The sequence below is a fragment of the Arthrobacter sp. Ha26 genome, assembly GCF_059091705.1.
On sequence record NZ_JBNHGX010000008.1, the window covers coordinates 95,228 to 108,392 of the forward strand.

General features: G+C 66.1%; 18 protein-coding genes and 1 riboswitch. Of the genes, 12 read left to right on the plus strand and 6 right to left on the minus strand.

Features of this window, described 5'->3' with window-relative positions:
* Window positions 1–21 precede the first annotated feature (21 nt).
* Complete coding sequence (locus AC5RVY_RS17280) at window positions 22–294, plus strand: hypothetical protein (protein WP_493955921.1); 273 nt, start codon at window positions 22–24, stop codon at window positions 292–294.
* A gap of 91 nt (window positions 295–385) precedes the next feature.
* On the opposite strand, the gene AC5RVY_RS17285 is transcribed toward AC5RVY_RS17280, so the two are convergent.
* From AC5RVY_RS17285 to AC5RVY_RS17295, 3 genes are all read right to left on the minus strand, one after another.
* Window positions 386–916: a DUF2087 domain-containing protein gene (locus AC5RVY_RS17285; protein WP_493955922.1), complete on the minus strand. Its 531-nt coding sequence runs from the start codon at window positions 914–916 to the stop codon at window positions 386–388.
* A gap of 10 nt (window positions 917–926) precedes the next feature.
* On the minus strand, window positions 927–1,811 hold the full coding sequence (locus AC5RVY_RS17290; protein ID WP_493955923.1) for an HNH endonuclease: 885 nt from the start codon (window positions 1,809–1,811) through the stop codon (window positions 927–929).
* Window positions 1,812–1,890: 79 nt separating this feature from the next.
* Window positions 1,891–2,751, minus strand: coding sequence for a universal stress protein (locus AC5RVY_RS17295; RefSeq protein ID WP_493955924.1), 861 nt, complete (start codon window positions 2,749–2,751; stop codon window positions 1,891–1,893).
* Between the two features lie 176 nt (window positions 2,752–2,927).
* On the opposite strand from AC5RVY_RS17295, the gene AC5RVY_RS17300 reads away from it, so the two are divergent.
* The 5 genes from AC5RVY_RS17300 to AC5RVY_RS17320 all read left to right on the plus strand — a co-directional run bounded on the left by AC5RVY_RS17300 (window position 2,928) and on the right by AC5RVY_RS17320 (window position 6,525).
* Window positions 2,928–3,146, plus strand: a complete 219-nt coding sequence (locus AC5RVY_RS17300; RefSeq protein ID WP_493955925.1) for a hypothetical protein — start codon at window positions 2,928–2,930, stop codon at window positions 3,144–3,146.
* Window positions 3,147–3,238: 92 nt separating this feature from the next.
* The gene (locus AC5RVY_RS17305) at window positions 3,239–3,670 is read left to right on the plus strand and encodes a hypothetical protein (protein ID WP_493955926.1); all 432 of its coding nucleotides are present in this window, start codon (window positions 3,239–3,241) and stop codon (window positions 3,668–3,670) included.
* Window positions 3,671–3,783: 113 nt separating this feature from the next.
* Window positions 3,784–3,975, plus strand: a complete 192-nt coding sequence (locus AC5RVY_RS17310; RefSeq protein WP_493955927.1) for a hypothetical protein — start codon at window positions 3,784–3,786, stop codon at window positions 3,973–3,975.
* Between the two features lie 69 nt (window positions 3,976–4,044).
* Window positions 4,045–4,977, plus strand: a complete 933-nt coding sequence (locus AC5RVY_RS17315) for a ribonuclease Z (protein ID WP_493955928.1) — start codon at window positions 4,045–4,047, stop codon at window positions 4,975–4,977.
* Between the two features lie 72 nt (window positions 4,978–5,049).
* On the plus strand, window positions 5,050–6,525 hold the full coding sequence (locus AC5RVY_RS17320; RefSeq protein ID WP_493955929.1) for a protein adenylyltransferase SelO: 1,476 nt from the start codon (window positions 5,050–5,052) through the stop codon (window positions 6,523–6,525).
* A gap of 136 nt (window positions 6,526–6,661) precedes the next feature.
* Here the strand turns inward: AC5RVY_RS17320 and AC5RVY_RS17325 are convergent, their stop codons facing one another.
* Window positions 6,662–7,483, minus strand: coding sequence for a LysM peptidoglycan-binding domain-containing protein (locus AC5RVY_RS17325; RefSeq protein ID WP_493955930.1), 822 nt, complete (start codon window positions 7,481–7,483; stop codon window positions 6,662–6,664).
* A 3-nt stretch (window positions 7,484–7,486) separates the two neighbouring features.
* Window positions 7,487–7,658, minus strand: a riboswitch (cyclic di-AMP (ydaO/yuaA leader).
* A gap of 369 nt (window positions 7,659–8,027) precedes the next feature.
* Here AC5RVY_RS17325 and AC5RVY_RS17330 point away from each other — a divergent pair.
* Genes AC5RVY_RS17330 through AC5RVY_RS17345 form a run of 4 tightly spaced genes read left to right on the plus strand, consistent with a single transcriptional unit; the run spans window position 8,028 to window position 10,759 of the window.
* Window positions 8,028–9,389 carry a coiled-coil domain-containing protein gene (locus AC5RVY_RS17330; protein ID WP_493955931.1) on the plus strand — a complete coding sequence of 454 codons (1,362 nt, stop codon included), beginning with the start codon at window positions 8,028–8,030 and terminating at the stop codon, window positions 9,387–9,389.
* 20 nt (window positions 9,390–9,409) lie between these two features.
* A complete protein-coding gene (locus tag AC5RVY_RS17335; protein ID WP_493955932.1) occupies window positions 9,410–9,766 on the plus strand; it encodes a TraR/DksA family transcriptional regulator in 357 nt (118 codons plus the stop codon).
* A complete protein-coding gene (locus AC5RVY_RS17340; protein ID WP_493955933.1) occupies window positions 9,763–10,332 on the plus strand; it encodes a DNA alkylation repair protein in 570 nt (189 codons plus the stop codon). Before AC5RVY_RS17335 ends, AC5RVY_RS17340 begins: the two co-directional genes overlap by 4 nt.
* A complete protein-coding gene (locus AC5RVY_RS17345) occupies window positions 10,316–10,759 on the plus strand; it encodes a DUF1810 domain-containing protein (RefSeq protein ID WP_493955934.1) in 444 nt (147 codons plus the stop codon). Before AC5RVY_RS17340 ends, AC5RVY_RS17345 begins: the two co-directional genes overlap by 17 nt.
* Window positions 10,760–10,822: 63 nt before the next feature.
* On the opposite strand, the gene AC5RVY_RS17350 is transcribed toward AC5RVY_RS17345, so the two are convergent.
* Window positions 10,823–11,716, minus strand: a complete 894-nt coding sequence (locus AC5RVY_RS17350) for a glucose 1-dehydrogenase (RefSeq protein ID WP_493955935.1) — start codon at window positions 11,714–11,716, stop codon at window positions 10,823–10,825.
* A 107-nt stretch (window positions 11,717–11,823) separates the two neighbouring features.
* Window positions 11,824–12,342 (minus strand): metallophosphoesterase family protein, encoded by a 519-nt coding sequence (locus AC5RVY_RS17355; protein WP_493955936.1) that lies wholly within the window; start codon window positions 12,340–12,342, stop codon window positions 11,824–11,826.
* A 72-nt stretch (window positions 12,343–12,414) separates the two neighbouring features.
* Here AC5RVY_RS17355 and AC5RVY_RS17360 point away from each other — a divergent pair, with 72 nt between their 5' ends.
* Together AC5RVY_RS17360 and AC5RVY_RS17365 are read left to right on the plus strand one after the other, a co-directional pair.
* On the plus strand, window positions 12,415–12,606 hold the full coding sequence (locus AC5RVY_RS17360; RefSeq protein ID WP_163163989.1) for a DUF1918 domain-containing protein: 192 nt from the start codon (window positions 12,415–12,417) through the stop codon (window positions 12,604–12,606).
* Between the two features lie 49 nt (window positions 12,607–12,655).
* Window positions 12,656–13,165, plus strand: a complete 510-nt coding sequence (locus AC5RVY_RS17365; protein WP_493955937.1) for an NUDIX domain-containing protein — start codon at window positions 12,656–12,658, stop codon at window positions 13,163–13,165.

Below are 13,165 nucleotides of genomic sequence, written 5' to 3' on the forward strand. Positions count from 1 at the left end.
CCGTGAAAGCAGGAGGGGACCATGAGCCCCACACCAAAACAACCAATCACTGATGACAGCATCCAGGTCCGGCAGGTTAACCACTATCAGTTCAGTTGGGTGGCTGGTGACGCCGGAAAGCCTGGCACCTGGACCCTCCAACTGGTCCTGGACCAAGGGGCGTGGGAAGAAGTGCTGACGCTCGATGCTGAAGATGCCGAGGTGCTGCAAGGCCTCCTGAAACGTTCGGCAACCGTGTATTACGACGTTCGGCGGCGGACTCTGATGTTCGGGACCACCGCAGCCGGGCAATGACCTTCACGGAGCAGCGGTCCAGGTAGATCCTGAGCCGGAGGCATCCTTCCTGCAGGGGCATGGCCACGGCTTCCACCCAGGGCAGATGTACTCAGTCCGGTGTTTGGTCCGGCCGGTAATAGGAGGAGCCCGACGCCGTCCGGTCCAATAGACCCAGGTCCACCAGGTACCGACGCAGCAACACCACGTCATCGGTATAACTGAGGAGCCTCTCGTTGACCTGCCTTTCGGTCAGCCGTTCTCCTGTCCTGACCGCTTCGCTGGCGATCCAGGCCAGCAACTCCCGCCGTTCCGCCTTGTTGGCCGGATACCTTTCGATTTTCCCGAGCCGCATGAAGCGGTCCAACCCGGTTTGCGCCGGCCGCCGGGGTTGCTGGGCAAGAAGGTCACGGAAGATCGAGTCCGGTGCCGCCAGTCCGCCGGAAGCATTCCGTTCCACGAGTCCCGATTCAATCAGTGCGGTGATGGCGCGGTTGCGCCGCTGATCCTTGAAGCCGGCCAGGACATCCGGCAACCCCGAACCCAGGACTATTTGCGCATAAGCGGTGCGGGCGTCGCTGTTGGCGAGGACAGCCAGCACGCGCCGCCAATGCGGACCGCCATAGCTGGTTCTCCTTGCCACGGTTTGTGTCTTACCGCTGGTCCGGCAGGCTTGCGGGCCCGTCTAGGATACGGTGTGCATCAGCCTGTGCCTCGAGGGCAACATCAGTGACCACCTCGCCCCGCAGGTGCCCGGCGGCGGAGAGCATGTTCCGGAGTTCCGAAACGGTTCGTGGTGTTGCCACGCCGAGATGCGCCATGGTGTGGCAGTTGGCGCAGAGCGGTACAAGGTCCGCCACCGGGTCCAGGGTGTACCCGCTGCCGAGCATTACGGGCGGCACGATGTGATGCACCTCGATATACCCAGTACCGGCGTCCCCATAGGAAGCCTCGAAGGAAAAGCCGCAGGCAGCGCAGGAGGTGCCATGGAAGGCAAGGCAGACCCGGCGTGTGTCAGCGTCCCGCTCATAGCGGTTCACTTCTATCCCGGCCACGGCATCCGGTGGCTGCGATCCAGGAACCAGCTCGGCCGGGAGGGCGGGCGCCGGCCCCTGTTCCCGCCACAGCTTGCGAAGGTCCGGTTCCGCGGTGGGCGGAACGTCGAGGGGACCTTCGGTTGCGCTGCCCCACAGGACTCCGGGAACGGCTGTCCTGAGGATATCCGGGCGGATCTGCTCGCCGAGGGGGAGCAGCGCGTCGAAGACGATCCGGGCATGCCTGTCCCTGGCGCTGCCGCCTGCAGGTCCAGGGACCTCCACCTTTTCGGACATCACCACCCCGTGTCCGATCAGGCCGCGCCCCGCATCTTTGCTGCACTGCAGCAGGAGCCAGACCTCTGTGCCTGGCGCGATGTTCCACCGGCGGCCAACCATCCACTGAACCAGGAACCGCCCGGACTCCGCCACGTGTTCGACGACGGCACGATAGTCCCAGCGGCTTCCTTCCGTTGGGTTCCAGCCAAGAATTACTGCAGCCACCACTCACCCAATCCAGCCCGTGCCCTGTATCCGTCCAGCCTACGTGCCGGGAACCCGGCGTTGCCAGGGAAGCAGGCAGTCATCCGGTGCCGGATCCGTGCCGGGAGACCAGGACGGGACCGCGTGCGTGGTGCAGGACGGCGTGTGCCGTTGAGCCTATGGTTTCCCTGACCATTCCATGGCCGTGGCTGCCCACCACAACGATTGCTGCATCCCGGGACACATCGAGAATGGCACGCGGGACCGAAGCGTCCGTCAGGAGCATTGCGTCGGTCTGGACTTCGGGAGCCTGGCGCCGGCCGGACTCGACGGCGGCCCGGAGGACTTCACGGGCCGCGGCTTCCAGCTCGGGGGCGTTGCGGAAGGCGCGGTATCCGGCAGGAGCCTGCTGCACGTGGACCACCGTGAGGCGCCCGCCGGCTGCCGAGGCCACGGTGCAGGCGTCCTGCAGCGCCGCTGGCGAACCCGATTCATCAACGGCCACCACCACCGGGCCCTCAGGATGAAGATCGGAACGGATAACGGCAACCGGGCATGACGCGCTGGCGGCCAGTTCCAGGCTGACGGAACCGACAATCAGGCCCAGGAACCCGCCCAGCCCCCGGCTGCCCACAACGAGCATCTCTTGCCGCGCGGATATCCCCACCAGGTGTTGGGCCGGCAGTCCATGCAGCAGGGTGCATTCAACATCCAGTCCCGGCACGGCAGTCTTCGCATGGCCAAGCCCCTCTTCGAGGATGGACTCTGCGGACCGCTCCAGCCCGCTCTCGGAGACACCCGGAACCGGGCCAAGGTGTTTTGTCAGCAGTGGCCAGATGGAACAGTGCACCACGTGCAGCCCAAGGCCGCGGCGGCCCGCGTGCCGGGCTGCCCATCGGACCGCTTCGGCAGCTTCGTCCGAACCGTCGTAGCCGGCCACGACGGATCTCGACTCCTCCATGGTTCATTTGTACCCCTGAACCTGTGGACCTTCAGCTCCTGCCCAGACTGTTTTTCAGGCATTTCGCCTTCTTCCCGGCCCGTGTCCGCGGGAGTACGCTTAATGGACCGTTAGGAAGCGTGCGGCCACTTTTCAGGCTGGGTGTTGATCCCCAGCAGTCCCCGGAGGGATGCCCTGTGGTACTGGACGCTGGCGCGGTTCTGGCGCTGATCGGCGGTTACCTTGCAACCGCTATCGGAGTTTTTCTCCTGTATTCACCAGTCCTTGTCCTGGTGATCGGCCTGTTGCTGGCGGCGGGCTTACTGCAGCTGCTGGCATGGCCTTTTATTCTCCTCATCCGCAAACTGCGCCGGAAACCGGAACCTCCGCAGGACAGTTCCTGGCTCCTGCACTGATCCGGATTCCGGTGGCGCCCGGTTCACATCGAACCCCGTTCGTCAGTATGCTTACTATTGTTGGCACGGCGATTCACGAGAAAGGCAACACCATGACGGAACAGAACCTGCCTGACGACGAGCTTGAGGTTGTCGAGGAAAACGACGTGCTGCTGGATGAAACCCCCGGCGCCGCATCCTCGTTGGAGCTTGACCCGGTTGTCACCGGCCAGCCTGACAGCTACCCCGGTGCCGCCGAGAACAATCCGGACCGCTGGCAGGAGGATCCGCTGCTCCAGGATGAAGTCTCCGGCGAAGAAGAGGATTTCCTGAGCGACCAAACCCTGCGCGATGACATGAAGGCCACCCGCGACGGCGCCGGCAACGAGCAGGTGCCGGCGACTACCCCTACCCTCGGTGAAGCGGTGGCTGACGTCGACTTCGGTGAAGATCCCACCGGCCGTGAAGCCGATGCCAGTGACGACCAGGAGAATTTCGGCGGATCTCCGCTCAGTGAGTTCGAACCCGATGACCTGGAACGCTAGGACGGGCGCTCCGATTGGGGGCTCCAGCCCCTGGCGTGAAGCCTGGGCGCGGCTAAAATAATAAGCAGACTGATGAATGTCGGTTGGCAAGATCAAGACTGAAGGAGTTTCAGATGAACTTGGGAAGCATGATCAGGAATGCCGCTGGACGGTTCTCGGGCAGGACCGGCACGGGCGGCACTGGCGGAACGGTCCGGGGCCGCGGAATGAACACAACCGGCCGGGCGCCGAACACCACCGGCTCCATGGGCGGAAGGTCCGGCGGTATGGCCCACCGAATCATGGGAATGCTCCGGCGGCACTGAGCCCCAGGCGCGCACCAGGAAGCAGGTCCCGGGCTCCCCGGAACCTGCTTTCCTGGTTCTGCGAACACCATGCGTGAACTTGTTGTCCTGGGCACCGCTTCCCAGGTTCCCACCCGGACCCGGAACCAGAATGGCTACGTGCTGCGCTGGGACGGCGAGGGCCTGCTCTTCGATCCCGGCGAGGGAACCCAACGCCAAATGATCCACGCCGGCGTCTCCGCCACACAGATCACGCGCATCTGCCTTACCCACGTCCACGGCGACCACTGCTACGGCCTGCCCGGCGTGCTGTCCCGCATGGCGCTGGACGGCGTGGCCCACCCCATCCACCTTCACTACCCTGCATCAGGCGAGGACGTGGTCCGGGCACTTGTTTCCATCAGCTCGCCCGGAACCGACCTCAGGCTTCACCCGCATGGCGGAAGCGGTGCGGTGGCGGAAGGCCTGGAGATCCGGCCGCTGAAGCACCGCATCGAAACCTACGGATACCGGCTCACTGAACCGGACGGCCGCACGTTGCTGCCCCACCGCCTGGCGGCAGCGGGCATCCAGGGACCTGATGTTGGCCGGCTGCAGCGCGACGGCGCAGTGGCCGGAGTCCACCTGGAGGACGTGAGTATTCCCCGCCGCGGCCAGCGCTTCGCTTTCGTGATGGACACCGCGCCCTGCGAGGGGGCAGAAGACCTGGCGGACGGCGTGGACCTCCTCGTGGCCGAATCAACCTTCAGCGACGAGGATGCCGGACTCGCCGCCCAGTACCGGCACCTTACGGCAGGGCAGGCAGGTGCATTGGCTGGCGGCGCCGGTGCAGGCACCCTCGTCCTCACCCACTTTTCGTCGAGGTACGACGACGTCACCCTGTTGGCTGCCCAGGCCGGCGCACGTGCAGCGCAGGCAAGGGTGGCGGCGGCTCACGACCTGCAGCGCGTTGCTCTCCCCGAACGGCGCCGCTGGCAGGGGTTGGCCGATGCTGGTTCATTGCCAAACCCTGCTACGGGGTAGAGAGTGAATTACAAGGATGGTTTACCGCGTGGCTGACCGAGAAACACGAACCCGCGAGGGAAGGCTTTAAGAATGACGGCTGCTGCTGAATCCACAGTCACCTTTGACGGGCGGTTCGCCCGGGAACTGTCGGAGCTTTCGGTTCCCTGGCAGGCAGAGGAGGCGCCGGAGCCCAAACTCCTTGTCCTCAACCATGGCCTGGCGGAGGAACTCGGGCTGGATCCGGACTACCTCCAGTCGCCGGAAGGGATCCGGCTCCTCCTGGGAAACCACATTCCGGCGGGGGCGACGCCGGTGGCCCAGGCCTATGCCGGCCACCAGTTTGGCGGCTACTCACCCCTGCTCGGCGATGGCCGCGCGCTTCTCCTTGGAGAGGTCACCGATGTCCACGGACGGCTGCGGGACATCCATCTTAAAGGTTCGGGGCGGACGCCCTTCGCCCGCGCCGGTGACGGACGCGCCGTCGTCGGACCCATGCTCCGGGAGTACGTGATCAGTGAAGCGATGCACGCACTGGGCATTCCCACCACCCGGTCCCTGGCCGTCACAGCCACCGGCAGGCCGGTCCGCCGCGACACCATGCTTCCCGGGGCCGTCCTGGCAAGGGTGGCCGGCAGCCATCTGCGGGTTGGGAGCTTCCAATACGCGCGGGCCACCGAGAACATGGACCTCCTGCGTCGCCTTGCCGATCACGCCATCAGCCGGCATCATCCGGCCGCCGCCCAGGCCGGAAACCCCTACCTCGCCCTCTTCGAAGGGGTGGTGGCCGCCCAGGCATCGCTGGTGGCCCGGTGGATGCTGGTGGGCTTCGTCCACGGCGTCATGAATACAGACAACGTAACCATCTCCGGGGAAACCATCGACTACGGACCCTGCGCATTTATGGATGCCTTCAATCCTGCCGCGGTCTACAGTTCCATTGACGTTGGCGGGCGCTACGCCTACGCCAACCAGCCGGTGGTGGCCGAATGGAACCTTGCCCGCCTGGCCGAGGCGATGCTGCCGCTAATCAACGAGGACCAGGAGCAGGCGGTGGCACCTGCGGTGGAGGCATTGGGAGCATTCCGCCGCCAGTACAGCGACGCCTGGTTTGCGGGCATGAAAACCAAACTTGGCATCAAGGAGGTCCCGGCGGGAAGCCCGGAAGCAGAAGAAGCCTCCCAGGTGGTGGACGGCGTCATCACCATACTGAAGGACGGGCCCGTGGACTACACGTCATTCTTCCGGAACCTTGGCCAGGCCGCGCGCGGCAACCACAGGCCCGTTCGCGGCATGGTTATGGATCTCGCCGCTTTCGATGCCTGGGCCGGCCGGTGGCAGGCCCTGCAACCCGACGCCGGCCTGATGGAGCAGGTCAACCCGGCCTACATACCCCGCAACCACCTGGTGGAGGAAGCGCTCGCCGCAGCAACTGACGGCGACCTTGCCCCCTTCAACCGGTTGGTGGACGTTGTCCGCGACCCCTACCGGGAACGGGCGGGGCTGGAGCGCTACGCGGAGGGCGCTCCGGAGGACTTCGGCTCCTACCAGACCTTCTGCGGCACCTGAACCGCCGTTTTGGGGGAGCCTGCGCCTGCCGGGCCGGGCGCCCGGGCACAACCGGCCTGCCAGGATGCAGCCGGAAATGAAGCAGGGGCGGCAGGCGGGAAAAGTCCCTCCTGCCGCCCCTGCTTGGGTGGTGCGGCTACGCTACCCGAACGAAGGAAGCGCCGGGGAGCCAGCTGATGGAGTGGACCTCGGTCTTGTAACCGTCCACGCCGCCGCTCACAACCTGGCCGTTGCCGGCGTACACACCAACGTGGCCGGCGGTGATCACCAGGTCACCGGCGGCGGGGGAGCCCACAACGGAGCCGTACTGGTAGAACTGGCCGGGAGCCAGGTCACCAACACTCTTGCCTACTGAACGCAGTGCCTTCTCCACCATGGCGGTGCAGTCCTGCTGGACGCCCACCTGGCCATAGGCCGAGGCCAGGATGGCAGCGCCGGTGCCGGTGCCCGTGGCTGCCGGAGCGGAAGCGTAGTTCACGTTCACGCCGGTGTTGGCAGGAGCAGCGGCAACAGCGGCCTGGACGGGAGCCGGAGCAGCGGCAGGAGCCGGAGTTGCTGCAACTGATCCGGCGGCGGGGATCTGGATCTGGTCACCGGGGTAGATGACCGCGGAAATTGCCAGTCCGTTGGCGGCCAGGACGTCGTTAAGGCTGACGCCGTAGGCGGCCGAGATGGCACCGAGGGTGTCGCCCGAAACCACAGTGTGGACCTTGCCGGCAGCTGCAGGAGCAGCTACGGCTGCGGCGGGTGCCGCATAGGTGCCGGTGCTGGTTTCAGTGGTGTCCGGTCCGGTGACGCCTGCGTGGGCCGGGGCACCCACACCGAAGGCAATACCGGAAGCTGCTGCCAAGGCGAGCGCCGGGCGGCCAAGCGACTTGGCTGATGCAGCCAAGCCCTGGAGCGCGATTGAGTGGTCCGGAGTCGCGCGGTGACGGGCGGTGGTGGAATTTTTTGACACGGTTGATCGCCTCTCCCATGCCTGCGGGGTGAGCTGTCGGGTTCGGGTTGGAGATACCCGGCCGGGAGCGGCTCCGGACGGAACGGAGGCGCTATCGACTTAACCCCAAGGCCTCTTATGAGGCCATGGAAATGTGGTTCCCCCGTCCCTGCCAGCTGGAAAGCGATGGGTTCCCGTATCAGCGGCAGGGCTCGGCATACTGATGGGAATGTCCCGTCTGGGAGGGACACCTGAAGACCATAACCTGCAAGCAGGGAGATTGTCACATTTGGATAACATACGAGCGGCTTCTCTCGTATTTAGCAAACGAGTGGACTCATCTCGCATAGCCCTATGACCACGCAAGATAGGCGCGCCGGGGGCGGCGAGTGTTCTTCGTCACAAAGTAACGAGAGCTGCTCGCAGGGGCCGCGGTGCGGCACGTAGCGCCCTGCAAGAGCACCAGGCCAGCGCACCCCAAGGCGCGCAGGAGAACTTTCCAGGCCATAACGATCTCAGCACGGCATCCTTCAACTGGAGGTTGAAGCCGGTAGGCTTCGGGACTATGCCCCTGTTCGTTACCAAACCCAGGCGTTGCGTGATCGCCGGATTGCTGGCGCTTGCCCTCACCGGAACAGCGTTCCCTGGCATGGCGGTCGCCGCGGACGGCGATCCGGCCGGTGACTACCCCTCCTGGCAGGATGTGCAGGAGGCGAAGCTGACGGAGGCGGGAAAGGCAGCTGAAATCACCAGGATCAATGACCTGTTGAGCGGACTGGAGGACCAGTCCGAATCCCTGGGTGCAGCGGCTGTGCAGTCGGCGGCAGACTTTGCGCTTACCGATGCTGCGCTGCAGGCTGCCAGTGCCAGAGTGGATGCCCTCACAGCCCAGGCCTCAGAGGCGAACACAGCCCTGTCCCGGCACCGCAAGGAACTGGGTACCCTCGCGGTCCAGTCCTACAAGACCGGCGGCACCACCATGGGATTCTTCGTTGCTCTGGATGCGATCCAGAGCAACAGCATGCAGGGGCTGAACGTTGTGCAGATCGTCGGGGACAAAACAACGGGACTGGTGGCAAAAGCCGAAGCCGCCGGCAGGATCATCTCCTCTCTGGCGGCGCAGGAAAACGCTGCCAAAGCCGAACGGGAGCGGCTGTCCCTTGAAGCCAAAACCAAACTGGACGCCGCCCGGTCCGCGCAGGAGGCCATGGCGCGCCAGGTAGCGGAAAGTCAGCGCCGCAGCGGGGAACTCACGGCCCAACTGGCCTCCCTCAAGGGCACGACGGCGGCAGTCGAGGGCGCGTACCGGCAAGGACGGGCGGCCACTGCTGCCTACGAGGCGGCGCAGGCCGCGAAGCGCGCAGCTGCCCAGGAGCAGGCCCGGCAGCAGGCGGAAGCGGCGGCCAGGGCGGCCGCTGCGGCGGCTGTCCGACCGCCGGCCCCGTCCGATCCTGCGCCGGCAAATCCTGCACCAGCAGACCCAGCACCGGCCAATCCCACCCCCGGCAATCCCGCACCCGTAAATCCTGCGCCAGTAAACCCGGCCCCCGCACCTGTGGTGCCGGTGGCACCCAGCCCCCCGCCCGTCGTCGTGCCTTCCGTTCCCGGCGGAGCGGTCAACGACCCGGCAGGTGCCAAAAGCTACGCCTCCGGCAGGGTCGGTGCGTACGGCTGGGGCCAGGACCAGTTCCTCTGCCTCGCCCAGCTCTGGACCAAGGAATCGAACTGGCTCACCACGGCCACGAACCCCTACTCCGGCGCCTATGGCATAGCCCAGGCGCTGCCGCCCGGAAAATACTCCAGCGCCGGCAGCGACTGGCTCACCAACTACCGGACCCAGATCGAATGGGGCCTGGGCTACATCCGGGGCCGCTACGGCTCTCCCTGCGGGGCCTGGAACCACTCGGTGGCCAACAACTGGTACTGAGCCCGCGCTAGGCTTTTCCCATGCCTGACGTCGAACGGTTCCGGATCCTGCTCGAGGAGGAGCGCGCGCGCAAAGCGGCCCTTCTTCCGGCTCTCCGCGCGGACATCGCCTCGGCCAACTCCGCCCGCCAGGATTCGAACGTGGACGACGAACACGATCCGGAAGGCTCCACCATCGCCTTCGAACTGTCCCAGGCCTCGGCGCTCCTGAGGCAAAGCAGCGCAGGACTGGAGCAGGTGGACGCAGCCCTGGCCAGGATCGCGGACGGCACCTACGGGACCTGCGCGGTGTGCGGCGACGCCATTGCCGAGGGCCGGCTGGAGGCCCGCCCGTGGACACCGTTCTGCATCCGCCACGCATCGGCAGGAAACCGGTGAACGGCACCGACGATGTTGTGGCAGCCGCTTCAGGGTTCGTCGACCGCACCTTGCAGAACGAGGGCGCGTGGTACCGGGCTGACGACGTCGAAGGCAGGCTGGGCGGTACGCTCAGCTCCTACGGCTCCTCCGTGGGCGCTGTCCGTGGAACCATCCGTGATGCCCTGCGGAAGTACAAGGACCTCGACCACGACGCCGTGGTGCAGCTGGGGTCCGCGTTGTGGGGACAGCCGCGGCCCGGCTCCCGTGCGGTCTACGAGCGCCGCCTCGCCGCGATCGTGCTGCTGCAAACGAAGGTTGCCATGCTGCGCCATTCGGACCTCACCCGGATCGAGGGCTTCCTGCGGTCCGCCGGAACCGGCGAACTCACCGGCCCGCTGATCGGCGATGTCGTGGGCCCGTTCCTGGCGCGGCTCAGCGGCCGCGACCGCCAGCGGGCCAACGTTGTCCTGGCCAGGTGGCGGACAGATCCGGACGCTCAGTTACGCAGCGCGGCCGCAGTCCTCGAGCAGCAGTCCAATACCAAAGCCCCACCCCAAGGAGACATCCGTGAACGATCCTTTTGACCTGGAACGCTTCGTCGCCGCCCAGGACGACGGCGGAACCTACGATCAGGCGCTGTCCGAGCTGCGGACAAGCAGCAAGTCCGGCCACTGGATGTGGTTCATCTTCCCGCAGCTTGCAGGCCTGGGCCGCAGCGCCACATCCCGCAGATACGCCATCAGTTCACTCGAAGAAGCCCGGGAATACCTGGACCACCCTGTAGTGGGCCCGCGGCTGCTGGAGTGCGCCCAGGCCCTTACTACCCATGCGGACCGTACGGCTGAGGACATCTTTGGCGGCGTCGACGCCCGCAAGCTGCACTCCTCCATGACGCTGTTCCTGCGCGCGGCCCCTGGCGAAACCGTCTTCAAAACAGTCCTGGCGCAGTTCTTCGACGGCCAGCCGGACCCCGCCACCGACGAGCTGCTCGCCGACCACGGGGAAGGCTAGCAACGACGGCGGTGCCCCGCCCATCACGGGTGGGGTACCGCCGTCGGGCGTACTTTGCCGGCGCTACGGTGTGGGGCTTCCGCCGTTGACGTTCAGGGTTTCTCCAAGGACATAACTGGACTCCGGGGAGGCCAGGAAAACGTACGCCGGGGCCAGCTCGGCCGGCTGGCCCGCCCGGCCCAGGGGCGTGGACTGGCCGAACTCCGGCAGTTCCTCCTTTGGCTGGCCGCTGCTGACCTGCAGCGGGGTCCAGATGGGCCCGGGTGCCACCGCGTTCACGCGGATGCCCTTGGGCGCGAGCTGCTGGGCCAGGCCCTTGGTGAAGTTGTTGATGCTCGCCTTGGTGGTGGCATAGTCCAGCAGCGTGGGGGACGGGTTGTACGCCTGGATGGATGTGGTGTTGATGATCGTGGAACCGGCCGGCATGTGGGGAACCGCGGCCTTGGTGACCCGGAACATCGCATAGACGTTGGTCTTTTGGGTGTGGTCGAACTGCTCGTCCGTGATCTGGCTGATGTCCTCCTGCGCCACCTGCTTGCCGGCGTTGTTGACCAGGATGTCCACGCCGCCCAGCACGGCCACTGCAGTGTCCACCAGTTCCTGGCACGCGGCGGGGTCCTTCAGGTCCCCGGGTACCTTCACTGCTTTTCGGCCGGCGGCTTCAATGATGCCGGCGATGCGGGCTGCATCCTCCTCTTCCGCCGGCAGGTAAGAGAGGACGACGTCGGCACCCTCGCGGGCGAAGGCGATGGCCGTGGCCGCGCCGATCCCGGAGTCGGCTCCCGTCACGATCGCCTTCCGGCCCTCCAGGCGGCCGGTGCCGCGGTAGGTATCCTCACCAAGATCCGCCTTCGGGGCCAGCTCCGCATCCAGGCCGGGCTCGGACTGGTGCTGCTCCGGCGGCGAGATCTTCTCGTAGGCGGTGACAGGATTTCGGAAGGTGTACTGGTCACTCATGGTGGTCCTCCAGATGCGTAGGGGTGGAACACGAAAAGGTAAGCATGCTTACCGTTCCAGCCTAGGCAATCAGGCGGGCCGCTGCCAACCCCGATCCGGTCCGAAAATCAACCCTTAGGCCTGTCCCGGTGGACTTCCACTAGCCGGACGTCCGTCAGGGCGCCGGACTCCGCCACTGCCGTCATATACGTACAGGCCGGTTGGCGCCTCCGGTCGGTGGGGGAGCCGGGGTTGAGCAGCCGCAGCCCCCGCCCGGAGGTGGAGTCCCACGGGATGTGGCTGTGCCCAAAAACCAGCACGTCGGCGTCGGGAAAGAGAGCCTCGCACCGAGCCTCGCGACCCTTCGCCTGCCCGGTTTCGTGCACCATGGCAAACCGGACACCCTCCAGCGTGACCGCCGCCGTTTCCGGCAGGCGGGCCCGCAGGTCGGGGCCGTCATTGTTTCCGTACACACCCACCAGCGACCGGCTTCGCCGCTCCAACTGGTCCAGCAGTTCCGCGTTGACCCAGTCGCCGGCGTGGAACACCACGTCGGCGCTTTCGACGGCGGCCCACACCTGGGCAGGGAGCACCCGGGCCCGCTTCGGGACGTGCGTATCGGCGAGCAGGAGGAGGTTCAGCGGCATACCGAAATCCTGCCATGCCCGCCCTTTTCCCGCCTGCCGGGGAGTCGTAATCTGGGGCTGGAGGTGATTGCCATGGAGGCAGCTCAGGGCGACCGGATCATTGTGCACGGCAGGAACGTAGGATCTACGGACCGGCACGGCGTGATACTCGAGGTCCGCGGCCAGGGCGGAACGCCGCCCTACCTCGTCCGCTTTGATGACGGACACGAAACCATCATGTATCCCGGCGGTGATTTCGCCGTCGAACGCGGCAACGGACACTAGCTCCGGCAGGGTGGTGCGCCGGTCTACGGGCACCTGTCAGACTGGAGCAATGGATCATTCACAGGCTTCCGCAGCGTCCTCCACCCCGCCTGTCCGCACGGGTCCCCGTGATCCCGGTGACGCGTGGGTTGAAGGGGACCGCGGCCGGTTTTGGGGCAGGTTTGGCGCTGCGGGGGTCCTCGCCCACGACGCCGGCAAGGGTGTGCTCCTTCAGCACCGCGCCGTCTGGAGCCACAACGGCGGCACGTGGGGACTTCCCGGCGGGGCGCTCCATGAAGGCGAGGATGCGGTGGCGGGCGCCCTGCGCGAGGCCTGGGAGGAGGCCGCCGTTCCGCAGCAGAACGTCGAGGTGCTTTTCACCTCCGTCCTGGACCTGGACTACTGGTCCTACACCACAGTGGTGGTAGAAGTGACGGAACCGTTTGATCCCGTGATCAGTGATCCCGAGAGCATCGAACTGCTGTGGATTCCGCTGGCTGAGGTGGAAGGCAAGGAACTGCACCCGGGCTTCGCGGCAGCCTGGCCGGACCTGCGGGAACGGATTCGCTCCCGGGCGTAA

What these genes read in the sequence shown, in the direction of transcription:
- AC5RVY_RS17280 (WP_493955921.1), top strand. Translation starts at nt 22, where the DNA reads ATGAGCCCCACACCAAAACAACCAATCACTGATGACAGCATCCAGGTC.
- AC5RVY_RS17295 (WP_493955924.1), bottom strand. Translation starts at nt 2,751, where the DNA reads ATGGAGGAGTCGAGATCCGTCGTGGCCGGCTACGACGGTTCGGACGAA.
- AC5RVY_RS17305 (WP_493955926.1), top strand. Translation starts at nt 3,239, where the DNA reads ATGACGGAACAGAACCTGCCTGACGACGAGCTTGAGGTTGTCGAGGAA.
- AC5RVY_RS17310 (WP_493955927.1), top strand. Translation starts at nt 3,784, where the DNA reads ATGAACTTGGGAAGCATGATCAGGAATGCCGCTGGACGGTTCTCGGGC.
- AC5RVY_RS17315 (WP_493955928.1), top strand. Translation starts at nt 4,045, where the DNA reads ATGCGTGAACTTGTTGTCCTGGGCACCGCTTCCCAGGTTCCCACCCGG.
- AC5RVY_RS17320 (WP_493955929.1), top strand. Translation starts at nt 5,050, where the DNA reads ATGACGGCTGCTGCTGAATCCACAGTCACCTTTGACGGGCGGTTCGCC.
- AC5RVY_RS17330 (WP_493955931.1), top strand. Translation starts at nt 8,028, where the DNA reads ATGCCCCTGTTCGTTACCAAACCCAGGCGTTGCGTGATCGCCGGATTG.
- AC5RVY_RS17335 (WP_493955932.1), top strand. Translation starts at nt 9,410, where the DNA reads ATGCCTGACGTCGAACGGTTCCGGATCCTGCTCGAGGAGGAGCGCGCG.
- AC5RVY_RS17350 (WP_493955935.1), bottom strand. Translation starts at nt 11,716, where the DNA reads ATGAGTGACCAGTACACCTTCCGAAATCCTGTCACCGCCTACGAGAAG.
- AC5RVY_RS17355 (WP_493955936.1), bottom strand. Translation starts at nt 12,342, where the DNA reads ATGCCGCTGAACCTCCTCCTGCTCGCCGATACGCACGTCCCGAAGCGG.
- AC5RVY_RS17360 (WP_163163989.1), top strand. Translation starts at nt 12,415, where the DNA reads ATGGAGGCAGCTCAGGGCGACCGGATCATTGTGCACGGCAGGAACGTA.
- AC5RVY_RS17365 (WP_493955937.1), top strand. Translation starts at nt 12,656, where the DNA reads ATGGATCATTCACAGGCTTCCGCAGCGTCCTCCACCCCGCCTGTCCGC.